Genomic DNA, 24,114 nt, shown 5'->3' on the forward strand with positions numbered 1-24,114 from the left:
TGTCTGGCTCGGCGACCGGTTGTGCTGTCCGGCTGCGGTCCTTTTGGTCTGTCGGACCGGGCCGGGGCGGTGGTCCCGCCTGATACGGCGGAGAGATCAGTTCATGATTCCGGCGCGAGGAGATGCTGTGTGACTCATGTCCGCCACGCCGATTCCGGAGCGTGCTCGCTTCTGCTTCAGGCAACTGCTCCAAGCAGTTTGGGAGGCTCCCGGAAGAAAGGTGGTCCCGGATCGGGACACGAAGCACCGCGCCACGCAGGCGTCGGGTACTCACTTGAGGTTAACACTACCGGATCCAACAAACATTCCCCCTCTCCAAGACCGGCAATCGTCGATCACCCGGTGAGCGGCAGGACGCAGGCGCCCCGCGTGTCGAGTGACAGCCGGTTGGCCGCCCACCCCTCGCCCGCCAGCCGTGCGACCTTGTCGGCCGCACCGTCCTCGGCCAGCGCGAGCACCGTGGGGCCCGCGCCGGAGATGACCGCGGGGACGCCGTCCGCGCGCAGTCGGTTCACCAGGGCCGCGCTGTCCGGCATCGCGGGAGCACGGTACTCCTGGTGAAGTCGGTCCTCGGTCGCGGCGAGCAGCAGCTCGGGACGCCTGGTCAGGGCCTCCACGAGCAGTGCCGCACGACCGGCGTTGGCCGCGGCGTCCACATGGGGGACGGTACGCGGCAGCAGCCCCCGGGCGGTCTTGGTCAGTACCGGCTTACCCGGCACGAAGACCACCGGAACGATGGAATCCAAGGGGTCCATCCTGATCGCCCGCGCGGAGCCGGTATCCATCCAGGCCAGGGTGAAACCGCCCATCAGGCAGGCGGCGACATTGTCCGGATGGCCCTCGATCTCCGTGGCCAGTTCGAGCAGCGCGGCGTCGTCCAGCCGCTGCTCGCCGCCTATCGTCACGGCGCGGGCGGCGACGATGCCCGCGCAGATGGCGGCGGAGGAGGACCCCAGGCCCCGCCCGTGCGGGATGCGGTTGGCGCAGACGATTTCCAGTCCGCGCGGCTGTCCGCCGAGCAGGTCGAAGGCCGCGCGCAGCGCCCGTACGAGCAGGTGGTTCTCGTCGCGCGGCAGGGTCTGGGCGCCCTCACCTGCGATGTCGACGTGCAGACCGGAGTCGGCGACACGCACCACGACATCGTCGTACAGCCCCAGTGACAGCCCCAGGGCGTCGAAGCCGGGGCCGAGATTGGCGCTGGTGGCGGGGTGCGCACCCGGACGGCGGCGGCGCGGAACGCGGGACCGGCCATCGCTCGATGACTCTCCTTGATTGATGCTGCGGTACTGCCCCGGAACGCCGCGGCACCGAGGTGCCCGGCCGGCTCATGGGGACCGTTCTGACCTGCCCTGCACTCCACCGCACGAGCAGTGGGGAGGGGAGTTGGCTGCCAGCCTATCGAAGGAAGGTTCTGCGGCGACATAGGGCGCACGGGAGGCGCACGATGCGTGTCGCACGCCTCCGGCCCCTCTGGCGCCGACTTTGCAGCCTTTGCAGAATTTGCTCGACGGGGTTTTCCGGGAGGTACGGCGCCCGGCGGCGCCGCCCTTTCCCCTGCGGATTCCCTTACGCCAGACCCAGCCGTTCGGCGGCGGCGTCCGCGTCGATCGGGACCGTGACCGGCTGCGGGGCGCCGGCCACCGCCCAGTCGGGGTCCTTCAGGCCGTTGCCGGTGACCGTGCACACGATGCGCTGGCCCGGATCGACCCTGCCCTCGTCGGCAGCTTTGAGCAGACCGGCGACCGACGCGGCCGAGGCGGGCTCGACGAAGACGCCCTCCTGGGCGGCCAGCAGCCGGTAGGCGGCCAGGATCTGACGGTCGGTCACCTCGTCGATGAAGCCGCCGGACTCGTCCCGGGCCTGCTCGGCCAGGTGCCAGGACGCGGGGTTGCCGATGCGGATGGCGGTGGCGATGGTGTGCGGGTCCTTGACCACCTCGCCGCGCACGATCGGGGCGCTGCCCGACGCCTGGAAGCCCCACATGCGCGGGGTGCGCGAGGCGATGCCGTCGGCGGCGTACTCCTTGTAGCCCTTCCAGTAGGCGGTGATGTTCCCGGCGTTGCCCACGGGCAGGACGTGGATGTCCGGGGCGTCGGTGAGCATGTCGACGATCTCGAAGGCGGCGGTCTTCTGCCCCTCGATACGGACCGGGTTGACGGAGTTCACAAGTGCGACCGGGTACCTGTCGGAAAGGCCGCGCGCAAGGGTCAGACAGTCGTCGAAATTGCCGTCGATCTGGAGGATCTTCGCCCCGTGCACCAGTGCCTGCCCCATCTTGCCCAGGGCGATCTTGCCCTGCGGGACCAGGACGGCGCAGACCATTCCGGCCCGTACGGCATAGGCGGCGGCCGAGGCGGAGGTGTTGCCGGTGGAGGCGCAGATGACGGCCTTGGCGCCCTCCTCCTTCGCCCGGGTGATGGCCATGGTCATGCCACGGTCTTTGAAGGAGCCGGTGGGGTTGGCGCCCTCCACCTTGAGGTGAACCTCACAGCCCGTACGCTCGGAGAGCACCTGCGCGGGCACCAGCGGCGTGCCGCCCTCACGGAGGGTGACGGCCTCGGTGGTGTCGCCGACCGGGAGGCGGTCGCGGTATTCCTCGATGATGCCGCGCCACTGACGGTTCGCGGGACGGTTCGCGGTGGACGCATTCGCGCTGGACATAACAGACATGGTTCCTTTACTCCCCTTCGACCCGCATGATGCTGGCGACACCGCGGACGGTGTCCAGCTCGCGCAGTGCCCCGACGGTCGAGGACAGGGCGGCGTCGGCCGCGCGGTGGGTGACGACGACGAGCGACGCCTCGCCGTCCTTGCCCTGTTGCCGGACGGTGTCGATCGACACGCCGTGCTCGGCGAAGACCGTGGCGACCTGGGCCAGGACGCCGGGCTTGTCGGCCACGTCCAGACTGATGTGGTACCGCGTGACGACCTCGCCCATGGGGCTGACCGGCAGCCGCGTGTACGCCGACTCGCCCGGCCCGGTCGCCCCGGCCAGCTTGTTGCGGCAGACGGCCACGAGGTCGCCGAGCACCGCCGAGGCGGTCGGCGAGCCGCCGGCGCCCGGCCCGTAGAACATGAGCTGTCCGGCCGCCTCCGCCTCCACGAACACCGCGTTGTACGCCCCGCGGACGGAGGCCAGCGGATGGGTCAGCGGAATCATCGCGGGGTGCACCCGCGCGGTGACCGACGCGCCGTCCCGGGCCCGCTCGCAGATGGCCAGCAGCTTGACGGTGCAGCCCATGCGCTTGGCGGAGGCCATGTCGGAGGCGGTGACCTCGGTCAGCCCCTCGCGGTGCACGTCGTCGATGGTCACGCGGGTGTGGAAGGCGATACCGGCCAGGATCGCGGCCTTGGCGGCGGCGTCGTAGCCCTCGACGTCGGCGGTCGGGTCGGCCTCCGCGTACCCCAGGGCCGTCGCCTCGTCCAGCGCCTCCGAATAGCCGGCGCCGGTGGAGTCCATCTTGTCGAGGATGAAGTTGGTCGTGCCGTTGACGATGCCGAGCACCCGGTTGACCTTGTCGCCGGCCAGCGACTCGCGCAGCGGCCGTACGAGCGGGATGGCGCCCGCCACGGCCGCCTCGTAGTACAGGTCGGCGCCGTTGGCCTCGGCGGCGGCGTGCAGCGCGGCACCGTCCGCGGCGACCAGCGCCTTGTTGGCGGAGACCACGCTCGCGCCGTGCTCGAAAGCGGCTGTGATCAGGCCACGGGCCGGCTCGATACCGCCGATGACCTCGATGACGACGTCGATGTCACCGCGTTTGACCAGCGCGGTGGCGTCGGTGGTGATCAGCTCCGCGGGCACCCCCGCGCGTACCTTCCCGGGGCGGCGCACCGCGATCCCGGCGAGTTCCACGGGCGCGCCGATGCGGGCCGTGAGGTCGTCGGCGTGCGTCGTCATGATGCGCGCCACCTCTGAGCCGACCACTCCACAGCCCAGCAGCGCCACCTTCAGCGGACGCGTACGCATCATTCGACCTCGTTTCACTTTCCTGCTCGGTAATGCACCAGTCTCACGCACCGGACCGGCGAGCCGGCCGCCGGTCCGGATGCCGAGACGGCAATTCCATGGATTCGGAGCCGGGGTATGGGCAGGCTCCCGGGTACCGGTGATGACCACCGATTCCCACACCGTCCATCTAACCAACATCGAGAACCGGCCGGCGCCGCCGTCCCTCCGGCCGCTCACCCGACATCCGTACCCGGCCGGCCGCCCACCCGGCGCCGGCACCCGGCATCCGACACGCGGCACCCGGCATCCGACCCGCCATCTACCCGACGTCGAGCCGCAGCAGGTCCTCCTCCGTCTCCCGCCGCACGATCACCCGCGCCGCCCCGTCCTCCACCGCCACCACCGGCGGGCGCAGCGCGTGGTTGTAGTTGCTGGCCATCGAGCGGCAGTACGCGCCGGTCGCGGGCACGGCGAGCAGGTCGCCGGGGGCCACGTCGGCGGGCAGGAAGGCGTCCCGTACGACGATGTCACCGCTCTCGCAGTGCTTGCCGACCACGCGCGAGAGCATCGGCGGGGCGTCCGAGACGCGGGAGGCCAGGGCGACGCTGTACTCCGCGTCGTACAGGGCCGTACGGATGTTGTCCGACATCCCGCCGTCGACGGACACGTACGTCCGCAGCCCCTCCAGTTCCTTGACCGTGCCGACCTCGTACAGCGTGAACGCCGTCGGGCCGACGATCGCCCGGCCCGGTTCCACGGAGATCCGCGGCACCGCCAGCCCCGCCGCCGCGCACTCGCGGGTGACGATCTCGCCCAGCGCCGCGGCGATCTCGTGCGGCTCGCGCGGGTCGTCCTCGGAGGTGTACGCGATGCCCAGGCCGCCGCCGAGGTCGATCTCGGGCAGCTCGACGCCGTGCTCGTCGCGCACCTCGGTCAGCAGCCCCACCACCCGCCGCGCGGAGACCTCGAATCCGGCCATGTCGAAGATCTGCGACCCGATGTGCGAGTGGATGCCCGTCAGCTCCAGCCCGTCGAGCTTGAGGACCCGCCGTACGGCCTCGGCGGCCTGCCCGCCCGCCAGCGCGATGCCGAACTTCTGGTCCTCGTGCGCGGTGGCGATGAACTCGTGGGTGTGTGCCTCGACGCCCACCGTCACGCGGATCTGTACGCGCTGCCGCTTGCCCAGCCGGTCCGCGATGTGCGCCACCCGCACGATCTCCTGGAAGGAGTCCAGCACGATCCGCCCGACGCCCGCCTCGACGGCCCGGGTGATCTCCTCGGTGCTCTTGTTGTTGCCGTGCAGCGCGATCCGCTCGGCCGGCATCCCGGCCGCCAGCGCGGTCGCCAGCTCCCCGGCCGAGCACACGTCCAGGTTCAGCCCCTCCTCGTGCAGCCAGCGCACGACGGCCCGGGACAAGAACGCCTTGCCCGCGTAGAAGACGTCCGCCTCCGTCCCGAAGGCGTCCTTCCAGGCCCGGCAGCGGGCGCGGAAGTCCGCCACGTCCAGGAAGTAGGCGGGCGTACCGAACTCCTCGGCCAACGCCCGGACGTCCATACCCGCGACGGTCACGGCCCCGTCGGCGCCGCGCCGGACCGTACGGGACCACACACGCGGGTCCAGGGCGTTCAGATCGGCCGGCGGGGCGAAGTAGTGCCCCTCGGGCAGGACGTCACCGTGGCGGGGGCCGGCGGGGTGTGCGGAACGGCTCATGATGCGGGTATTCCCCTCGTACTTACTTCGTACTTACTCGTACTTGGCAGTGGCGGAACAACGGAGTGATGGAGTGCGGAGTAGCGGAGTGACGCCCCGGACCAGATGTCGCGGCCGACTCTCAGACATACTCCGGAGCGGTGATGCCGAGCAGGGTCAGGCCGTTGGCGAGCACCGTCCCGGTGGCCTCGGCGAGGGCCAGTCGGGCGCGGTGAACGGCCGAGGGTTTCTGCTCCCCGACCGGCAGCGGCGGGTAGGTGTCATGACAGCGGAACCAGGTGTCGGCCGTGGCCACCAGATGCCGTACGAGCCGATCAGGCGCCCGGTGCCGCGCGGCGGCCCGTACGGCTTCGGGATACTCCCCCAGCAGGCCGTACAACTCGTCGAGCGCCGCCCCCTGATCCCCCCCGCCGTCCCCGGCCTCGGCCCCGAACCCCAGATCTGCGGCGTTCCGCACCAACGCACCCGTACGGGCATACGCGTACTGCACCCGGAACCGAGGATTGCTCTCCCGCTGCACCGGCCGCCCGGGCAGCCGCACCGGATCGTGCCCCGCCGCCGCGAGCAGCGCCCAGCGCCCCTCGTCCTCCCCCAGCCGCCCGAACACTTCCTCGGCGGGCACCCGCACCGGCACCGGCCGTACGTCCTCGCCCCCCGGCGCGGTCCCCGCTCCCCCCGCCGGCAGGATCCGCCGCAACGCCTCCCCCACGACAACAGCCCGCACATCACCGGCCACCCGCAGCTCGACGTGGTCCGCGCCCCCCGCATCCCCGTACGAGCGCCCGTACGCGAGCACGTCCCCCACCACCCCGGCCCGCGCCCCCGCCTCCAACACAAAATTCAAGAACCCGGGCCCGGCGATATGAACGCCGGCGATCCCGGCACTCCCCACCAACCGCCGCCGCAGGATCTCAGCCACCTCACGCGCCGGCCGCCCGGCGTCCTTCGCGAGCTGAAGCGCGACAGCGGACGCGTAATCCCCCTCCCCGCGCCGGGGAGGCACACGCACCACCACCCGTTCGGGCAAGGTCACCGCGAGCTCCCCCTCCTCGACGGCACCCCGCACCGAGCGCAGCACAGTACGAGAGAGCTCAGCGGGCGTCACACCCCCAGCGTAGGGGAGCCCCCACCCACATCGACCGCCCCCTCGACATCCCCGCCGGCCTTCCGCCCCATCAGCCGCTGCACGATCCCCACCAGCTCCATCGGCTCGAACGGCTTCGCGAGAAACGCGTCCACCCCCACCGCCTGCCCACCCTCCACCTCACTTTGGGTACAGGCACTGACCACGACAAGCGGAATGTCCTTGGTCCGCGGATCCGCCCGCAACCGCGCCGCCGCCTGCAACCCGCTCAGCCGCGGCATCACCACATCCAGGGTCACGACATCCGGACTCACCTGGTGCACGATGTCCAGACACTCGGCACCATCAGCCGCGGTCACGACCTCGAAGCCCTCCAGCTCCAGGTTGACCCTGATCAACTGCCGGATGACCTTGTTGTCGTCCACAACAAGGACCCGGCCGGACAAGCCAGGCACCCTTCGAGACTAGGCGGCCCCCTCCCACTGCGTCCGGCTTTTCCCCACTTCCACCCCCTCCGAGCGACCACCCCTCCCCTCCTCCCCCACCCCACCCCAACCCGTTCATGACCACCCCGCCAAAGCTGGTAGTGTTCTACCCGTCGCCGCGAGAGCAGCCGACAAGCCCCCGTAGCTCAGGGGATAGAGCAACGGCCTCCGGAGCCGTGTGCGCAGGTTCGAATCCTGCCGGGGGCACTTGCCGATGATCAGCAGAAATCAAGCGCTGACCAGGGCGGGTGCCGACATGAAGAAGCGGGTTCCAGTCTCACTGGGGCCCGTTTTTTTGTCGCTTTCGCGCACTGATCGCGATGGAGCGATGGGCACCTGGCGACTGCGGGTAATCAGGCAAGCAGGGCACGAGCGGCGCGCCTGGTACGGGCCTCCACTCGCTCGGCGACTTGCTGAAGTTTTCGCGTCACCTCGGCAAGCGCACCAGGGCCGGTAGCAGCCCTGCGTTGTCGCCCTTCACCGAGAGCGCATCAGACCTCGCCGCGATGCTGTGAAGCCGTTCGCTACCGGGGGTCCGTTCGCCGTCCGCGTGGTCGGCGTCCTGCTATTCGGCCGGCAGTAGCCATGCTTTTGAGGCCAACGGCCCGACTACCTTGTGCGCGGTAGGAGTTGCTGCACGTGCGAAAGCTTGCTTCTGGCGCGGCGATATTGCATGGCGATTGCACTGGGGTGTCCGGCGCGCCCGAAGTCGGGGTGGGGTGGCTTCGGGCGCGCGGGGTTGTGGGGTTAGCGGGTGGTGCCGAAGTTTTGGGTCCACCAGGGGCCGCCGGGGGCGTTGTGGATGCCTATGCCTATTTCTTTGAAGGCGCAGTTGAGGATGTTGGCGCGGTGGCCGGGGCTGTTCATCCAGCTTTTCATGACGTCGGCGGGGGATTGTTGGCCGTAGGCGATGTTCTCGCCGTAGGTGCTCCATTGGTAGCCGGCGGCGGTGATGCGTTCGCCGGGGCCGGCGCCGTCGGGGTTGGTGTGGTCGAAGAAGTGCCGGACCGCCATGTCGCGGGAGTGGCCCTGGGCGGCGGCTGTGAGGCGGGGGTTGGAGGTCAGGGGGCTGCAGCCGGCCTTGGCGCGTTCGGTGTTGACGAGGGAGATGACCTGTTGGGCGGGGGTGGAGGTGGAAGTGTCGGCGGGGGGCGGGGTGGTGGGGGTAGTGGTGTGGGTGGGTTTGGGGGTGGGGCGGGGGTGGGACTTGGTGGGCTTGGGCTTGGGCTTGGCCTTCGTGGGCTTCGGCTTGGGCTTCTTGGGCTTGGGCTTGTGGGGGGTGGGGGATTTGGAGGGGGTGGGGTGGGAGGTGAGGGCGTTGTTCTGGGTGGTGGCGGAGCGGGCTTCGGCGGCGGTGGTGCGGGTGGATTCGTCCGATTGTGAGGGGGTGGTGGTGAGGTAGATGCCGCCGCCTACGACTGCGGTGAGGGTGGCGGCTGTCGCGGCGATTCCCGCCGTCCGGCGCCGGCCGCGGGGGCGGCGGCGGGAGTGGGACGGTGAGGAGGAGCGGGAGCGGCTGCCGGGGCGGGCCGCGTGGCCTGCGGGGCGGGAAGCGGCGGGAGTGGTGGCCGGGGTGACGTCGGCGGCGGGGATCGCGTTGGCGATGGGGTCGGTGGGGGTGGTGACCGTGGGCATGGTGGTGGTGGCCGCGGCGGCGGTGGCCGCGCGGGCGGCGCCGGGGGCGGCGAGGTAGGCGAGGGAGGCCGCCAGCGGGACGAGGGCCAGGCCGGCGAGGAGGCCCTCGGCGGGGATCATGCCGGTCAGATGGCCGGAGCAGGCCGGGCATTCGCGGACATGGCGGGCTATTCGCTTGCGCCACAGGGCGGAGGGGTTGCCGTCCCATTGGGCGACCAGCGGCTCCAACTGGGAGCAGCGCGGTACGGCCGCGAGGGCGCGTACCACCACCCGGGCCGTTTCGAGCTGGGCCTTGACGCGCTGTACGCGTACGGCCGTGTGCTGGGGGGACAGTTCTAGGGCGTTCGCCACCTCGGCGCGGGTCAGGACGCCGGCGGCCTCCAGCCACCACAGGGACAGCAGGGCCCGGTCGTCGTCCTCCAGCCAGCGGGTGGCCTCGGCGGTCTCCTGGCGCTGGCCGGTCAGGCCCAGTTGGAGGACGGTCAGGTCCACGAAGTCGGCGCCGGGGTCGGCGACGTCGTACGCGTCCTGGAGACCGCCACGGGTCGCGGCCGACTGGTTCTCACGCCAGCGGCGGCGTATCTGGTTCATGGTGATGGCCACCAGCCAGGAGCGGAAGCCGGCCGGGTCGCGCAGGCCGCTCAGGCCGTCGAGCATCCGCAGCATGCTCTCCTGTACGACGTCATCGACGTCGGCGTGCCCGTTCAGCGCCCGGCCCACGATGTTGTAGACCAACGGTAGGTAGTCGGCGACGAGTTCGTCCTGTGCCCGTACGTCTCCGCTCTGCGCCGCCGTCACCAACGCGGTCTCGCGATCACTGATCATGCCTTGCCCACTCGCCTCTTCCGACTGCGCGTACTTGCTCTGACACATAGGAGATCGCGCGGACCGGGGTCGATAACAAGAAGTGGGGGAGGGTTGTGAGATTTTTCCTGGGGTGGGAAGGGTGGGGTGGGCGCTCGGCCGGGGGTCGGTGCCGGCCCCCGGCCCGGTGAAGAGGAAGTGCGTCAGCCGTCGAGGCGGACGGGGAGGCTGTCGATTCCGTAGACGATGGAGAGCTTGCGGAAGGCGAGGGCGTCGGGAGCCACGGCCAGGCGCATGTTGGGGAAGCGGCGGACCAGGGCAGGGTAGGCGGCGCGCAGTTCCATACGGGCCAGTTCGGCGCCGACGCAGCGGTGGATTCCGTAGCCGAAGGCCAGGTGGGAGGGAACGTTGCGCCCGGGGTCGAACTTCTCCATCTCGGGGCCGAGCCTGCCATCACGGTCGGCGCCGCTGAGGGAACACAGGACCACGTCACCCTCGGAGATCTTCACGCCGGCGATCTCCATGTCCTCGCGGGCGAAGCGGGGGAAGGCGACCTGGACGACGGTGAGGTAGCGCAGCAGTTCCTCGACGTAGCGGTCGGCGGCCTCGTCGCCGTCCTTGAGGGCGGCGAAGTGCTCGGGGTCCTGGAGGAGTACGAGGGCGCCCAGCGCCAGCATGCTCGCGGTCGTCTCGAAGCCGCCCGTCAGGACGCCGTCGGCCAGGCCGGCCAGTTCCTCGTCGCTGACCGAGTCGCCGTGTTCCTTCACGATCATGCCCAGGAGTCCGTCGCCCGGGTTCTCACGCTGCTTCTTCACGACGCCACGGAAATAGTCGAGGGATTCCGATATGGCGCCGAAGGACGCGTTGGCGCCGCTGAAGAGGTCGAACCGGGCGGCGCTGAGCCGCTCGAAGTCCTCGCGGTCCTCGTACGGGACGCCGAGGAGTTCACAGATGACCAGGGACGGGATGGGTAGGGCGAATTGCTCGACGATATCCACCGGGTCGCCGTTCTTCCCGGCCTTTTCCATGGCGTCGAGGCGTTCCTCGACGATGTCGTGGATACGCGGCGTGAGCCGGCCGAGCCGGCGCATGGTGAATTCGGGGGTCAGCAGCTTACGCAGCCGGGTGTGCACGGGCGGGTCGGCGAAACCGAGTCCGCCGGGGTTCTGTTCGGTGCTGGCGCCGGCCTGTCCGATGAGGTTGGTGAAGTCGGAGCTGAAGGCGTTGGCCTTGCCGAGGACCGCCTTGACCTCCTCGTAACCCGTGACCAGCCAGACGTTGGCGGCTATCGGCACGGGGAGGCGGGAGATGGGTTCCTTCTCGCGGACCGTTGCCAAATCGTTCACCGGGTCGAGGCCGTTGCGTCGCAGTGGCATCAGTACGGATTCCGGCAAGAAGGACATACGGGACAGATTGAAACCCTTTTTCCGCGTCCTTGCCAGATACATACGGCCGGCCCAGGCGATGATCCGGGAACGGAGAGTCGTCATGACGCTAATACTGCCTTTCGTCGAGGGGGACGGTCACCCGCCCTCGGCGGCGCGAGGAAGCCGAGGAAGCCCGAGGGCGCCCGCTCGGCGTTCACGGATGTGACGTGCGCCATAGCCCCTTCGCGCGCGGCGGCCATGGCACGGGGTCCATGACGTCGACCGGTTGTCCCGGCCGGCCGCATCCAGCGTGACGAGCTCGGCCTTCTTCGTATTCGTAGGTGCCGAGTTTACAAACTGATCCCGGCCTCGTTTACGGCTCGGGCCCTGATTGGTCCCCATCGGTCCCCCTAGGGGTAGGCGAAGGGGGACGGAATGCCTCCCCGGCCCGCCTTACGGCCCCGTGACCGCGGGGCCGTAAGGCCCCTTGCCCCGGCCCGCCCCCGACGTCCGCGCCCTTGCGTCCACACCCTCACCCCTGCGCCCGCACACCCTCGCGCCCACGCCTCCGCGTCCACGTCCCGCTTGAAGGCCTACCCCGACACCCACCCCTGACAGCCGAGACGTACGCCCCACACCCGATCATCCGACATAGCGGACATATGGCCCGTCGCTTGCTACGTTGCCTGCCATGACGGCACGCCCGGCCCGCCCCGTGGACACTCCCCCACCGGGCCCGAGGCTGCCCGCGCGCCGGGGCGTGGAACTGGCGCTGCTCTTTGGTGCCGTGCTCATCAGCGTCCTCGGCTACATCGATGTCGGACTGGCCCGCCAGAACGCCGTCCCCGGCGGCGCGGCCCGGTACGGAACGGGGCTGGGCGTGCTGGCCCTGCTCGCCCATCTCGCCGTCAGGTTCCGTGCCCCTTACGCCGATCCCCTGTTGCTCCCCATCGCCGTCCTCCTCAACGGGCTCGGACTGGTCCTCATCTTCCGGCTCGATCTGGAGACCCCCGGCGACCCCGCGGCCCCCACACAATTGATGTGGTCCGCCATCGGCGTCGCCCTTTTCACCGCCGTCATTCTTTTACTGCGCGATCACCGCACCTTGCAGCGTTACGCCTATGTCTCGGTCGCCGCCGCCCTCGCCCTGCTGATCGTCCCGATCTTCTTTCCGGCCATCAACGGCGCCAAGATCTGGATTCGTGTGGCGGGGTTTTCCTTCCAGCCCGGCGAATTCGCGAAAGTCCTTCTCATCGTCTTCTTCGCCGCCTATCTCGCCGCCAACCGCCACGCGCTCGCCTATACCGGCCGCGAGGTCTGGCACATGCAATGGCCCACGGGCCGGGTGCTCGGCCCGATCGTCGCGATCTGGCTGCTCAGCGTCGGCGTGCTGGTCCTGGAACGCGACCTGGGCACCTCGCTCCTCTTCTTCGGTGTCTTCGTGGTGCTGCTGTACGTGGCGACCGGCCGCACCGGCTGGATCGCGGTCGGGCTGCTGCTCGCCGCCGTCGGCGCGGCGGCGGTCGGCCACCTGGAACCGCATGTGCACGGCCGCGTCCACGACTGGCTGCACCCCTTCGACGGCATCGCGTCCGGCCGGGGCCCGAGCCAGCTCGCCCAGTCGCTCTTCGCCTTCGCCGCCGGCGGGATGCTGGGCACCGGCCTGGGCGAGGGCCACTCCTACCTCATCGGCTTCGCCATGAAGTCCGACTTCATCCTGGCGACCTTCGGCGAGGAGCTGGGCCTGGCCGGTCTCACCGCCCTCTTCCTCCTGTACGCGCTCCTGGTGGCCCGTGGCCTGCGCGCGGGCGTGGCGCTGCGCGACCCGTTCGGCCGGCTGCTGGCCGTGGGGCTGGCCTCGCTGCCCGCCATCCAGGTCTTCGTCATCGCGGGCGGTGTGATGGGGCTGATCCCGCTGACCGGGATGGCGATGCCCTTCCTCGCCCAGGGCGGGTCCTCGGTCGTCACCAACTGGGTCATCGTCGCGCTGCTGCTGCGGATCAGCGACAGCGCCCGCGCGCCACGGCCGGCCGCCGCCGAGACCGGCGTCATCGCCCGTACGACTCCCGGCGGCCGTACGCCCTCCGGTAGCCGTTCGCGCTCCGGTGACCCTTCGTCCTCCAACGGCCGTACGCCACCGGCCGCCGGTCGCGAGGACAGCGGCGGCGCCGGGGCCGCCCCATGATCCGCTGTGTGCGGCACACCGCCGCCTTCTTCCTGGTGCTGCTGGTGGCACTGCTGCTCAACGCCGCCCGCGTCCAGGTCCTCCAGGCCGGCGCGTACGACGACAACCCCGCCAACCGCCGCTCCGCCCTCGCCCGCTACGGCCGGCCGCGCGGGGACATCCTGGTCGGCGGCAACCCGGTCACCGGTTCGCGGGACAGCGGCGGACGGCTGCGGTACGAGCGCACGTACCGCCAGGGCCCCTTGTACGCGCCCGTCACCGGCTACGCCTCCCAGCTCTACGGCACCTCCCTGGTCGAACACGCCGAGGACGGCATCCTGAGCGGCACCGACAGCCGGCTCGCCCCCTTCCCCCTCTGGGCCGAACTCACCCACGGCCGGCAGCCCGGCGGCCGGGTCGCCACCACCATCGACCCCGCCGCACAGCGCGCCGCCTTCGACGGGCTCGGCGGCAAAAAGGGCGCGGTCGCCGCCGTCGAGCCCGCCAGCGGCCGGATCCTCGCGCTGGTCAGCACGCCCTCGTACGACCCCGGCGCCCTCTCCGGTACGGGATCGCAGACGACCGCGGCCTGGCGGCGGCTGAACCGGGACAGCGGCCGGCCGATGGTCGACCGCGCGTTGCGCCAGACCTATCCGCCCGGCTCCGTCTTCAAGGTCGTCACGGCCGCGGCGGCACTGGACGGCGGGCAGGTCACCGACATCGACGCGCCCACCGACACCCCCGACCCCTACGTGCTGCCCGGCAGCTCGACCCGTCTGACCAACGAGGACGAGGCGGGCGACTGCGCCCACGCGACCCTCCGGTACGCCTTCCGGGTCTCCTGCAACACCGTCTTCGCGCACCTGGGCGTGGAGGTCGGCCTGCCCGGCATGGTGCGGGCCGCCGAGCGCTTCGGCTTCAACGACGACGGCCTGAAGATCCCCGTCCGCGTCGCCCGGAGCGTCTTCGACACCGAGATGGACCGCGCCCGGCTCGCCCTCTCCTCCATCGGGCAGTACGACACCGCCGCCACCCCGCTCCAGATGGCCGTCGTCGCGGCGGCGGTCGCCGACGACGGGGAGGTCAGGCCCCCGTACCTGGTCGACCGGGTGCTGGACTCCCGGGGCCGTACGGTCGCCACGGCCTCCGTCGAGCCCCCGCGCCAGGCCGTACGCCGTACCACCGCCCGGCGGCTCCAGGAATTGATGACCGACGTCGTCACCTCCGGCACCGGCACCGCCGCCGCCCTCGACGGCGCCACCGTCGGGGGCAAGACCGGCACCGCCCAGCACGGGGAGCGCGGCGAGGGAACCCCGTACGCCTGGTTCATCTCCTGGGCGCGGGCGCAGGACGCCGCCCGTCCGGCGGTCGCGGTCGCGGTGGTCGTGGAGGACGCCGCCGCGGACCGGGCCGACATCAGCGGCGGCGGGAGCGCCGCGCCGATCGCCCGCGAGGTCATGCGGGCGGCGCTGCGATGACCTCCGTTGATTCGCGGTGCTACGGCGCCTCGGCAAGAGCGAGCTTGAAGCCGTCGTGGCTGCGCTCGAAGCCCAGCGACGCGTAGAAGCGGTGCGCCTCGGTCCGCCGCTTGTTGCTGGTCAACTGGACCAGCGAGCAGCCACGGCGGCGGGCCCGGCCGATCGCCGCGCCGATCAGCTCGCGCCCCAGCCCGGCCCCGCGCCGGTCGGCACGTATCCGTACGGCCTCCAGCAGTGCCCGTTCACCGCCGCCCCGCCCGAGGCCGGGGATGTAGGTGATCTGGAGGAATCCCAGCACGGCGCCGTCCTCGTCGGTCACACCTTCGTCGGTCACACCCCCGTCGGTCACGCCCCCCTCGGCGCGCCCACCCGCGTGCGCGTCCCCGCTTCCGTCCTCGGCCAGTACCAGCAGCTCGTTGCGGTCATCGTTGTCGATGTCCTCGAACGCCTGCTCGTGCGCCCGGCTCACCTCGACCGTCGCGGGATCGGTCACCGCGTCCTCGTCCGCCAGCAGGGCGAGGAGCGCGGGCAGGTCGCGGCGGGTGGCGGTACGGAAGATCATGCGCCGAGTGTGGCAGAAGCCGTACGCGGGCCCGTGCCCGTACGCGGGCCCGTGTCCGGAACCGCGCCCGCCCGTGCCCGGGCCCGTTCCCGGAGCCGTACCCAGCAACCTTTGGCCAACCCCCAAGGAGAAATGCGGGTGTTCAGGAAGCAGGCCAAGCAGTAACTTTGCGTCCCGTGACTCTTGATGATCTCCGTGTCTTCGTGGCGGTGTGCCGGGCCGGCAGCCTCAGCGCCGTCGCCCGGGACCTGGACTGCACCCAGTCGGCGGTGAGCCAGCACGTCAAGCGCCTGGAGCGGGAGACCGGCATCAGCCTGGTGGAACGGCACCCGCGCGGGGTCGTGCCCACCCAGGCCGGACGGCTCCTCCAGGCAGCCGCCGCGGACGGGATCGCCGGGCTCGACCTCGCGCTGCGCCGCCTGTCGGACCTGGTGCGCGGCGACGCCGGCTCCGTACGCGTCACCACGGGCGCCACCTCCGTACGTCACTTCATGTCCGAGGCCGTGGTCGCCTTCCGCCGCAGGTTTCCCCAGGCGAGCCTGGAGTTCCAGACCGAGACCTCCAGCCGGAGCTGCTTCGACGCACTGGCCTCGCACGACCTGGACCTGGCCTGGATCACCATCGGCGGCACCGTCCGGGGCATCGAACAGCGGCCGGTCATGGACCTGCCGTGGGTGCTCGCCGTACGGTCCGACGACCCGCTGGCGAGCCGGTCACGGATCGAGCCGGAGGACCTGGCGTCCATCCGGCACATCCGGCTGCCGGAGAACTCCACCTCCCGGGCCCACCTGGACGATGCCTTCGCGGCGCTCGGCGTCCGCGTCACCTCCGACACCGGCGTCGCCGACTGGGACACCGCCATCCTGCTCGCCGAACTGGGCCTGGGGCACGCGGTCGTCCCGGCGCTGCCGGGGTGGCGCGGGCCGGGCCACCGCGGTCTGCGGTTCGTCCCGGTCCCGGCGCTGCCGCCACTGTCGACCGGCTGGGCCGTACGCCGGTGGGACGCGCTGGCGCCGCTGGCCCGGGCCTTCGCCGACAGCGTCGTCGAGAGCTGCGCGCGGCTCACCTGACCGGTCATCCGGCCCACACGTGGGCGGCGGCGCGCAGCCGTGCGGGACGTCAGGCCACAGCCGTACGCAGTCGCACGCAGCCGTACGGGCCTGCGGCGGATCACCCCGCGGCACCGTCCTCCTCCGCGCCCCGCGCGACCGCCTCGGCCACCTCCGCCGTACGGGCCGCCTCCTCGGCCGCGAACCGCTCCACGTCCAGCTTCTCGGCCAGTTCCTCGTCCTGGGCCATCAGCAGATCCAGGTTGGAGTCGCCCATCTCGAAGACGCCCATGTCCCGGTAGGCGCGCTGCAGCCGCTCGCCCCACAGACCGATGTCCTTCACGCACGGCACGATGCGGCTGAAGAGCAGCTTGCGGAAGAGCTGTACGTACGGGGACTGCTCGGTGTACGCCGCGGCGTCCGCCGTGGGGATGCCGAAGTCCTCCATGACCTCCAGACCGCGCAGCCGGTCGCGCATCAAGTAGCAGCCCTCGATGACGAATTCCTCGCGCTCCCGCAGCTCGGCGTCGGTGAGCTGTTTGTAGTAGTCGCGCAGTGCCATCCGTCCGAAGGCGACGTGCCGGGCCTCGTCCTGCATGATGTAGGCGAGGATCTGCTTGGGCAGCGGCTTGTCGGTGGTGTCCCGGATCACGCCGAAGGCGGCGAGGGCCAGGCCCTCGATGAGCACCTGCATGCCCAGGTACGGCATGTCCCAGCGGGAGTCCTGGAGGGTGTCGCCCAGGAGGGTCTTGAGGTTGTCGTTGACCGGGTAGAGCATCCCGATCTTCTCCTGGAGGAAGCGGCTGTAGATCTCGGCGTGCCGCGCCTCGTCCATCACCTGGGTCGCGGAGTAGAACTTCGCGTCCAGGTCGGGGACGGCCTCCGTGATGCGGGCGGCGCACACCATGGCGCCCTGCTCGCCGTGCAGGAACTGGCTGAACTGCCAGGCGGTGTAGTTCCGTCGCAGCTCGCCGCGGTCCTTGGCGGTCAGTTTGTCCCAGTAGGGGGTGCCGTACAGGGACATGGCCTCGTCAGGGGTGCCGAGCGGGTCGTACGGGTCGACTTCCAGGTCCCAGTCGATGCGCAGATTGGCGTCCCACTGTTTGTCCTTGCCTTTCTGGTAGAGGGCCAGCAGCCGTTCGCGGCCGGCGTCGTAGTCCCAGTTGAAGCGGGCCGATCCGCCCGCGGGCACCGCCCACAGGACGTCGCCGGGGTCCTTCGCGTACAGCTCACGGCTCGACATGGGCGCCTCCCTGTGTGCGCACTGCTGTGTCTGCTGGATCTGTGGTGTCCGCTGGGTCTGTGGTGACTGCTGGATATTCGGTGACTGCTGGATCTGCGGTGACTGCTGGATCTGCGGTGTCTGCTGCCTGCGCTGTGAACGTGTCTGCGCCGTACCGGTGAACGGGCCGGAACCCGTGGAGCGGCCCGTGTCCCCAGGATCGCCCGGAGCGGCCGGTTCCGTCCGCACCGCTCCCAAGGCGGCCATAGGTCCAACCCCTTTGTACGAGCCGGGCATTGGCAGGCTCACACGCGGTTACCAGCGGGTCAATAAGTCGTACGGAGGGGATTGACGTCCTTGCTGACACGCAGTCTTATAAGACGTGACCGCGGGTAACCCACAAGCGAGGTAGCCAGAACCATGACAACCGTGACGACTGCGACGACCGTGACGGAACCAGAGGTCCTCCGGGACGCCCTCGGACTGCTCAAGGACCGGGAGCAGGTGGCCGAGCGGCTGCTCGAATCCTCCGCCAAGCACTCCTACGATCCGGACACCGAACTGGACTGGGACGCACCCGTCGAAGAGGGCAAGTGGTATTGGCCGCCGGAGCTGATATCGCTCTACGACACCCCCCTGTGGAAGAAGATGTCGCTGGAGCAGCGGATGGAACTGTCCCGGCACGAGGCCGCGTCGCTGGCCTCCCTGGGCATCTGGTTCGAGATCATCCTGATGCAGCTCCTGGTACGGCACATCTACGACAAGCCCGTGACCAGCGCCCACGTCCGCTACGCGCTGACCGAGATCGCGGACGAGTGCCGGCACTCCAAGATGTTCGCGCGCATGATCCAAAAGGGCGGGGCGCCCTCGTACCCCGTCTCACGGCTCAACCACAATCTGGCCCGCATCCTGAAGACGGTCTCCACCACGCCGGGCTCCTTCGCCTGCACACTGCTCGGCGAGGAGATCCTGGACTGGATGCAGCGGCTGACGTTCCCGGACGAGCGGGTCCAGTCGATCGTGCGCGGGGTGACCCGTATCCACGTCGTGGAGGAGGCCCGGCACGTCCGGTACGCACGCGAGGAACTGCGCCGCCAGATGGTCACGGCCCCGCGCTGGGAGCGGGAGCTGACCCGGGTGAGCTGCGGCGAGGCGGCCCGGGTCTTCTCGGTCGCGTTCGTCAACCCGCAGGTGTACACGAACGTCGGCCTGGACCGGCGGGAGGCCGTCGCCCAGGTCAGGGCCAGCGGCCACCGGCGCGAGGTCATGCAGTCCGGCGCCAGGCGGCTGACGGACTTCCTGGACGAGATCGGTGTGCTGCGGGGCGTCGGCCGCCGGCTGTGGAGGATCTCCGGGCTGCTGGCGTGAGCCGGGCCGGACGGGCACACGCGTCCCGTACGACAGGTGCGGCACGGCGGTTACGCTGCTGGGCATGAACGGCAGCGGCACCGCCCCAGCAGTACCCCGACCCGCCTACCGCAGACTGAGCGTCGAGGAACGCCGCACCCAATTGCTCGCCGCCGCGCTGGGACTGTTCGCCCACCGCGCCCCCGAAGAGGTCTCGCTGGACGACGTGGCGCAGGCCGCCGAGGTCTCCCGGCCGCTGGTCTACCGCTATTTCCCCGGCGGCAAGCAGCAGTTGTACGAGGCCGCGCTGCGCAGCGCGGCCGACATCCTCCGGCGGTGCTTCGCCGAACCGGACACCGGGCCGCTCACCCGGCGCCTGGCCCGCGCCCTGGACCGCTATCTGGCGTTCGTCGACGAGCACGACGCCGGCTTCAGCGCGCTGCTCCAGGGCGGCAGCGTCGTGGAGACCACGCGCACGACAGCGATCGTGGACGAGGTACGGCGCGCCGCCGCCGAACAGATCCTGCGCCACCTGGGCACCCCACGGCCCGGTCCGCGGCTGCGGATGGCGGTCCGCACCTGGATCACCGCCGTCGAGGCTGCCTCCCTCATATGGCTCGACGAGGGGAAACGGCCCGCGCCGGCCGAGCTGCGCGACTGGCTGGTCGATCACTTCATCGCGCTGCTGACGGCCACCGCGGCAACCGACAAGCAGACGGCGCGGGTGATGCGTGCGGCGCTGGCGACGGAGACGCCCGAGGGGCCGGCCGGCGTGCTGGTCCGGCGCGTCCTCCCGGTCGTGGGTGACGCCACCCACCTCTTGTGACGCGGTTCACCGGCGGCCGGACGGAGGAGGCAGCCAGGCCGGCGATTCGGCCAAGGATGCTCGTGATTGCGGCGAAAAGTCCGGCCGGCGGCGGCCCGCGCGCCGCTCGGCCGGTGACGATGTGAGACTGGTGCGGTGAGAAGCGAGAACACCCCGTTCATCGGCGGGCCCCTGGACGGGCGTGTGCTGCCGGTGCTCGTCGGCGCCACCGGCCAGCCACCGAAGACGTACGAGATCCCCGTGCCGAACGACGACGGCCGGCCGCCGACGGTCCACGTCTACCGGCGGGCGCCGGGGCGGGTGGGCAAGCTGGGGCTGCCGCGCGGCTGGAAGTACGAGTACGACCCCGAGGGCGGGGCCGGGGCCGGCAGCGGGCCCAAGTGGCCGTGGTCGAAGAGGCGTTGAGGGGCCGGGAAGGCACAGAGGGGCGTAGAGAAGGCGCAGAGAGGCGCTGAGGGCCGGATCTCCCTTGCCGGGCTCTCCGGTCGCCGCAGTCCGGTCACCGGCGCCTGGTCGTCGCAGCCGGTCACCGGGGCCCGGTCATCGGGGTCTCCGGTTGCCGGGGTCCGCGGCAAGGACGCTCCGCCCCTCGCCCTCCTCACCCCTCACCCCTCCCCGTGCGGCTCCGCACCCGAGTCTGGTACGGACCATTGACAGCACCGGCCGGGCCCGGTTGGCTGCCGGACAGGGCCGCCTCCGCGCCTCCCTGGCCTCGGCCCCACTCCGCGGGGGCGGCCCTCCCGGCCCCGTACCGTCGCCCTTCCCCCGCCTCTCCCCGCCGCTCCCATCCCCTCCCATCCCCTCTCCCTCCCCGGGTTCTTCCGGCCTCCCGGACGGCGGAGCGTTCCTGACGAGGCGTAACCTCCCGCGACACCCCTCCCACCTGGCACGACGCCCACCCCGGCCACTGAACGGGTGAGCGTCCCTCCCCCCGGTGGACGAACTCGCCACGGCGTGGCCGCGGAGCCCGTGTCACGATCCCAACGAGCCGGACGGTCCGTCGGACCGGTCCGACGGGTCGCACGGCCGGTCGGACGGCGCGGTGCCCGAGTGACCGCACGGTCCACGCCGAGCGGCCACGGACGTACGGGCGCCGTGATGATGTGCGAGGTGTCGGAGGTGGGTTCGTGTCGGGACGGTTTCCGCAGTCGGTCTGCACGGTCGCGCTCGTGGGCGCGCTGGGCCTGACCGCACTCCCCCCACCCGCCCTCGCGCAGCCCGCGCCCCGCCCGGCGGCGCCCGGTGGCCCCTCCGAGATCCCGCTGAGCCGGCTCCTGCAGCGCCTTCAGGAGCTGTACCGGCGGACGGAGGTGGCCACCGAGGCGTACAACGCGACCGAGGAGGCCCTGAAGAACCAGCGGAAGAGGACCGCCGACCTCGACCTGCGGCTGGCCAGGGCCCGCACCGAACTCGCCGGCGGGCGGGCCGCCGCCGGACAACTGGCCCTGGAGCAGTACCAGGGCACGGGCCCGGCCGCGCTCGGCCCGTACGTACGGTTCCTGCTCGCCGACAACCCGCAGGAGGTGCTCGACCGGGGCCACCTCCTCAAGGAGGCGGCCGGCGGCCAGGCGGCGACGGTCCGGCGGCTGACCGGCGTGGAGAAGCGGGCCGGCGAGCTGGCGAAGGCGGCGCGGGCCTCACTGGTCAAGCAGCAGGCCCTCACCGCGCTGCGGGCGAAACGGCGTGCCACGGTGGAGGGCGAGCTGAAAAAGGTGGAGCGGGCGCTCTCCTCGCTCTCCGCCGGCCAACTGGCCGCACTGGACCGGCTGGAGCAGCAGGGCGCGGAGGTGGCCCAGCGTGCGCTGGTCGCCACCGGGGAGCTGAGCGCGGACGCCCCGCCGTCGGCCGGTGGCGCGCGGGCCGTCGCGTACGGGCTCGCGCAGGTCGGCAAGCCGTACGCCTGGGGGGCGACCGGGCCGGACTCCTTCGACTGCTCGGGGCTGACCTCGCGCGCCTGGTCGTACGCGGGACGGCCCATCCCGCGCACCAGCCAGGAACAGTGGAAGCGGCTGCCGCACGTGTCGCTGCGCCGGCTGCGCCCCGGTGATCTGGTGCTCTACTTCCGCGGCGCGTCCCATGTGGCGATGTACGTCGGGGGCGGGAAGGTGGTGCAGGCGCCACGGCCCGGTACGCGGGTGAAGATCTCCCCGATCGCGGTGAATCCGCCGCTGGGCGCCGTACGGCCTGATCTGGGCGCCGGGTCCAAGCTGCCGTCCGTGCCGCCGGGGCTGCCGCGTCCGCCGGTGAAGCCCGCAAAACCCGTGAAGCCGTCGGCGCCCCTGAAGCCGGCGAAGCCGGGTAAACCCGTTAAACCGATCCAGCCGGTGAAGCCTTCTTCGCCACCTGCCGCGTCGGCCGCCACGGCCACATCGGCCGGGACGACCGGCACGAGCGGGACGACGGGGACGACGGACGCGGCGGGGACGGCAGGGACAGCGGGAACGGCCGGCACCGCCGGAACGGCCGGTACAGCTGATGCGTCCGGGACGGGCGGCGGTACGGCACCCAACGGTACGGCCCCTGGTGGCACGCCTCCCGGCGGCACGACGGCGACCGGGACAGGCAACCCACCGCCCGGGCCTGCCCCCGCCCCCGTCCCCGGACCTGTCCCCGCGCCCGTCCCTGCTTCCGGCCCCGCTCCCGCTCCCGTGGTCACCTAACCCACGAGCGAGGCGAGGTAGGCGTCCGCCTTGTCCGGTGCGTAGAAGAAGTCCTCGAAGTCGGCGGGATCGTCGAAGCCGTTGGCGATCCGGTCGGCGACCGGCTGCGCGCGCCCCGCGGCGCCGATGAGGTTCAGGACGTGTGGCGGCGGGGCCAGCATGGCGTTGGTCCACTTGGTGACGTGCCGGGCGGTCTCCCAGTAGCGGTCGAACGCCGACCGCATCCACGCCTCGTCGAACGGCCGCTCGCCGTGCTCGACGATCGAGGCGAGGTAGGAGGCCGCGCACTTGGCCGCCGCATTCGCGCCCTGCCCGGTGACCGGGTCGTTGGTGACGACGGTGTCCGCGACGCCCAGGACCAGGCCGCCGGAGGGCAGCCGCCCGACGGGGTCGCGTACGACCGGGGTGAAGCGCCCGGCCAGCGCGCGCTGCGGGGCGTCGTACGGGGAACGGGCGGGGTCCCGGGCGATCAGGGAGGCCACCTCGCCCTTGCCGGCCGCCACCAGCGTCAGGTCGTAGCGGCTCGCGAAGAAGTCCAGGTCGGTCACGGACGCGCCGTGGATGACCAGCCGGCCGCCGCGCCGCGCGAAGGTCTCCGCCCAGCCGGCCAACTTCACCCGCTGGTCGACGGACTGGGCGTAGCGGTCGAGCCTGCCGAGCCAGTCGACGGCCCGCCCGGCGGCTCCCCCGGCGGTCCCTCCGGCGGTTCCTCCGGCCGCGTCCGGCGCGGCGACCGAGATGCCCAGCCCTTCGATGCGCGGGGCCTGGCTTTCCCAGAAGTTGAGTGCCAGGTCGCGCTCGTGCTGGAGCGCGGTGTGAAACATGACTTGTGTGGACATGACCCGGCCGGAGCGGATCTCGTCGGCGGTGCGGTACGACATGAGGGTGATGTCGTAGCCCCGTGACTGGAGGCCGAGGGCTAGGGCGCTTCTGACGGATCTCCGCGGCCTCGCGACGCCCGGCACGCACCCTCGCCGCACGGCGCAAAGGGACAGGTGGCTCCGCCACATGACCCTTCACACCGCACGCCGAGCGCACGCACCGAACACCGCTCCGTCTTCCACGGAGATCCATCAGAAACGCCCTAGCTGGAGACCGGACTGGCCGGCTCCGACGACGAGAATCCTCCGCATGGCGTCAGCTCTCTTCCCATCTCGTCCGGGACGGCTATCGAGGGGCGACGTCCAGGGCGTACGCGACCAGGGTGAGCAGCGCGTCGACGACCGAGGCCCGCTTCCGCGCGTCCATCACGACGACGGGTATGCGCGACGGTACGGTCAGCGCCTCCCGTACGTCCTGCGCGTCGTAGGCGTCGGTCCCCTCGAAGTGGTTGACCGCGACGATATACGGCAGCCCGCAGCTCTCGAAGTAGTCCAGGGCGTGGAAACAGTCCGCCAGCCGCCGGGTGTCGACCAGGACGACGGCGCCGATCGCACCGCGCACCAGGTCGTCCCACATGAACCAGAAGCGTTTCTGCCCCGGGGTGCCGAACAGGTACAGCACCAGGTCCTCGTCGAGCGTGATGCGCCCGAAGTCCATGGCGACCGTGGTCGTGGCCTTGCCGGGAATGGCGGACAGGTCGTCGATCCCCTCGCCGGCCCGTGTCATCACCGATTCGGTCCGCAGCGGGGTGATCTCCGAGACCGATCCGACGAAGGTCGTCTTGCCGACCCCGAAGCCGCCCGCCACCACGATTTTGGTGGAGGTGGGGGCGTAGGACGGCGCCGCGGGCGCGAGGTCGCGGTCCTCGCCGTCTAAAGGAGGCCGGACG

18 protein-coding genes, 1 tRNA gene and 1 pseudogene are annotated in these 24,114 nt (G+C 71.2%); 8 read left to right on the plus strand and 12 right to left on the minus strand.

Annotation, left to right across the window (positions count from 1 at the left end; all coding sequences use genetic code 11):
• Nucleotides 1-335: 335 nt before the first annotated feature.
• From thrB to KGS77_RS10560, 6 genes and pseudogenes are all read right to left on the minus strand, one after another.
• Nucleotides 336-1,252, minus strand: a pseudogene (gene thrB / locus KGS77_RS10535) (homoserine kinase).
• Nucleotides 1,253-1,566: 314 nt separating this feature from the next.
• Nucleotides 1,567-2,661, minus strand: a complete 1,095-nt coding sequence (gene thrC / locus KGS77_RS10540; protein WP_242580511.1) for a threonine synthase — start codon at nt 2,659-2,661, stop codon at nt 1,567-1,569.
• A 16-nt stretch (nt 2,662-2,677) separates the two neighbouring features.
• Nucleotides 2,678-3,970, minus strand: coding sequence for a homoserine dehydrogenase (locus KGS77_RS10545; RefSeq protein WP_242580514.1), 1,293 nt, complete (start codon nt 3,968-3,970; stop codon nt 2,678-2,680).
• Nucleotides 3,971-4,268: 298 nt separating this feature from the next.
• Nucleotides 4,269-5,660, minus strand: a complete 1,392-nt coding sequence (lysA, locus tag KGS77_RS10550) for a diaminopimelate decarboxylase (protein WP_242580516.1) — start codon at nt 5,658-5,660, stop codon at nt 4,269-4,271.
• A 121-nt stretch (nt 5,661-5,781) separates the two neighbouring features.
• Nucleotides 5,782-6,765, minus strand: a complete 984-nt coding sequence (gene nrtL, locus KGS77_RS10555) for an ArgS-related anticodon-binding protein NrtL (RefSeq protein WP_242580518.1) — start codon at nt 6,763-6,765, stop codon at nt 5,782-5,784.
• Complete coding sequence (locus KGS77_RS10560; protein ID WP_347404464.1) at nt 6,762-7,169, minus strand: response regulator; 408 nt, start codon at nt 7,167-7,169, stop codon at nt 6,762-6,764. Before KGS77_RS10560 ends, nrtL begins: the two co-directional genes overlap by 4 nt.
• 195 nt (nt 7,170-7,364) lie before the next feature.
• On the opposite strand from KGS77_RS10560, the gene KGS77_RS10565 reads away from it, so the two are divergent.
• Nucleotides 7,365-7,436 (plus strand) — tRNA-Arg (locus KGS77_RS10565).
• Nucleotides 7,437-7,976: 540 nt separating this feature from the next.
• Here the strand turns inward: KGS77_RS10565 and KGS77_RS10570 are convergent.
• Nucleotides 7,977-9,689, minus strand: a complete 1,713-nt coding sequence (locus KGS77_RS10570; protein WP_242580521.1) for a sigma-70 family RNA polymerase sigma factor — start codon at nt 9,687-9,689, stop codon at nt 7,977-7,979.
• Between the two features lie 182 nt (nt 9,690-9,871).
• Nucleotides 9,872-11,158, minus strand: a complete 1,287-nt coding sequence (locus tag KGS77_RS10575; protein ID WP_242580522.1) for a cytochrome P450 — start codon at nt 11,156-11,158, stop codon at nt 9,872-9,874.
• A 568-nt stretch (nt 11,159-11,726) separates the two neighbouring features.
• Here KGS77_RS10575 and KGS77_RS10580 point away from each other — a divergent pair.
• Nucleotides 11,727-13,220 (plus strand): FtsW/RodA/SpoVE family cell cycle protein, encoded by a 1,494-nt coding sequence (locus tag KGS77_RS10580; RefSeq protein ID WP_242580523.1) that lies wholly within the window; start codon nt 11,727-11,729, stop codon nt 13,218-13,220.
• The gene (locus tag KGS77_RS10585) at nt 13,217-14,677 is read left to right on the plus strand and encodes a penicillin-binding transpeptidase domain-containing protein (RefSeq protein WP_242580524.1); all 1,461 of its coding nucleotides are present in this window, start codon (nt 13,217-13,219) and stop codon (nt 14,675-14,677) included. The genes KGS77_RS10580 and KGS77_RS10585 overlap by 4 nt, the downstream gene beginning before the upstream one ends.
• A 19-nt stretch (nt 14,678-14,696) precedes the next feature.
• Here KGS77_RS10585 and KGS77_RS10590 read toward each other — a convergent pair whose 3' ends face one another.
• Complete coding sequence (locus tag KGS77_RS10590; protein ID WP_242580525.1) at nt 14,697-15,239, minus strand: GNAT family N-acetyltransferase; 543 nt, start codon at nt 15,237-15,239, stop codon at nt 14,697-14,699.
• A gap of 176 nt (nt 15,240-15,415) precedes the next feature.
• On the opposite strand from KGS77_RS10590, the gene KGS77_RS10595 reads away from it, so the two are divergent.
• Nucleotides 15,416-16,309 carry a LysR family transcriptional regulator gene (locus KGS77_RS10595; RefSeq protein WP_242580527.1) on the plus strand — a complete coding sequence of 298 codons (894 nt, stop codon included), beginning with the start codon at nt 15,416-15,418 and terminating at the stop codon, nt 16,307-16,309.
• A 100-nt stretch (nt 16,310-16,409) separates the two neighbouring features.
• Here the strand turns inward: KGS77_RS10595 and KGS77_RS10600 are convergent, their stop codons facing one another.
• On the minus strand, nt 16,410-17,531 hold the full coding sequence (locus KGS77_RS10600) for a ferritin-like domain-containing protein (protein ID WP_242587404.1): 1,122 nt from the start codon (nt 17,529-17,531) through the stop codon (nt 16,410-16,412).
• 399 nt (nt 17,532-17,930) lie between these two features.
• Between KGS77_RS10600 and KGS77_RS10605 the strand changes: the two genes are divergently transcribed.
• The 4 genes from KGS77_RS10605 to KGS77_RS10620 all read left to right on the plus strand — a co-directional run bounded on the left by KGS77_RS10605 (nt 17,931) and on the right by KGS77_RS10620 (nt 22,343).
• A complete protein-coding gene (locus tag KGS77_RS10605; protein ID WP_242580528.1) occupies nt 17,931-18,878 on the plus strand; it encodes a diiron oxygenase in 948 nt (315 codons plus the stop codon).
• A 64-nt stretch (nt 18,879-18,942) separates the two neighbouring features.
• Entirely contained in the window at nt 18,943-19,683 is a 741-nt protein-coding gene (locus KGS77_RS10610; RefSeq protein WP_242580529.1) for a TetR/AcrR family transcriptional regulator, read from the plus strand.
• A gap of 135 nt (nt 19,684-19,818) precedes the next feature.
• On the plus strand, nt 19,819-20,088 hold the full coding sequence (locus KGS77_RS10615; protein WP_242580530.1) for a hypothetical protein: 270 nt from the start codon (nt 19,819-19,821) through the stop codon (nt 20,086-20,088).
• A 722-nt stretch (nt 20,089-20,810) separates the two neighbouring features.
• Nucleotides 20,811-22,343, plus strand: a complete 1,533-nt coding sequence (locus tag KGS77_RS10620; protein ID WP_242580531.1) for a C40 family peptidase — start codon at nt 20,811-20,813, stop codon at nt 22,341-22,343.
• On the opposite strand, the gene KGS77_RS10625 is transcribed toward KGS77_RS10620, so the two are convergent.
• Together KGS77_RS10625 and KGS77_RS10630 are read right to left on the minus strand one after the other, a co-directional pair.
• Nucleotides 22,340-23,308 (minus strand): hypothetical protein, encoded by a 969-nt coding sequence (locus KGS77_RS10625; protein ID WP_242580532.1) that lies wholly within the window; start codon nt 23,306-23,308, stop codon nt 22,340-22,342. The genes KGS77_RS10620 and KGS77_RS10625 overlap by 4 nt on opposite strands.
• Before the next feature lie 202 nt (nt 23,309-23,510).
• Nucleotides 23,511-24,038 carry an ATP/GTP-binding protein gene (locus KGS77_RS10630; protein WP_242587405.1) on the minus strand — a complete coding sequence of 176 codons (528 nt, stop codon included), beginning with the start codon at nt 24,036-24,038 and terminating at the stop codon, nt 23,511-23,513.
• Nucleotides 24,039-24,114 lie beyond the last annotated feature (76 nt).

It is taken from the genome of Streptomyces sp. MST-110588 (genome assembly GCF_022695595.1).
Classification (GTDB): domain Bacteria; phylum Actinomycetota; class Actinomycetes; order Streptomycetales; family Streptomycetaceae; genus Streptomyces.

Coding starts and splice junctions, on each gene's coding strand:
- thrC (WP_242580511.1), bottom strand. CDS start 2,661: ATGTCCAGCGCGAATGCGTCCACCGCGAACCGTCCCGCGAACCGTCAG.
- KGS77_RS10545 (WP_242580514.1), bottom strand. CDS start 3,970: ATGATGCGTACGCGTCCGCTGAAGGTGGCGCTGCTGGGCTGTGGAGTG.
- lysA (WP_242580516.1), bottom strand. CDS start 5,660: ATGAGCCGTTCCGCACACCCCGCCGGCCCCCGCCACGGTGACGTCCTG.
- KGS77_RS10570 (WP_242580521.1), bottom strand. CDS start 9,689: ATGATCAGTGATCGCGAGACCGCGTTGGTGACGGCGGCGCAGAGCGGA.
- KGS77_RS10575 (WP_242580522.1), bottom strand. CDS start 11,158: ATGACGACTCTCCGTTCCCGGATCATCGCCTGGGCCGGCCGTATGTAT.
- KGS77_RS10580 (WP_242580523.1), top strand. CDS start 11,727: ATGACGGCACGCCCGGCCCGCCCCGTGGACACTCCCCCACCGGGCCCG.
- KGS77_RS10585 (WP_242580524.1), top strand. CDS start 13,217: ATGATCCGCTGTGTGCGGCACACCGCCGCCTTCTTCCTGGTGCTGCTG.
- KGS77_RS10590 (WP_242580525.1), bottom strand. CDS start 15,239: ATGATCTTCCGTACCGCCACCCGCCGCGACCTGCCCGCGCTCCTCGCC.
- KGS77_RS10600 (WP_242587404.1), bottom strand. CDS start 17,531: ATGTCGAGCCGTGAGCTGTACGCGAAGGACCCCGGCGACGTCCTGTGG.
- KGS77_RS10605 (WP_242580528.1), top strand. CDS start 17,931: ATGACAACCGTGACGACTGCGACGACCGTGACGGAACCAGAGGTCCTC.
- KGS77_RS10610 (WP_242580529.1), top strand. CDS start 18,943: ATGAACGGCAGCGGCACCGCCCCAGCAGTACCCCGACCCGCCTACCGC.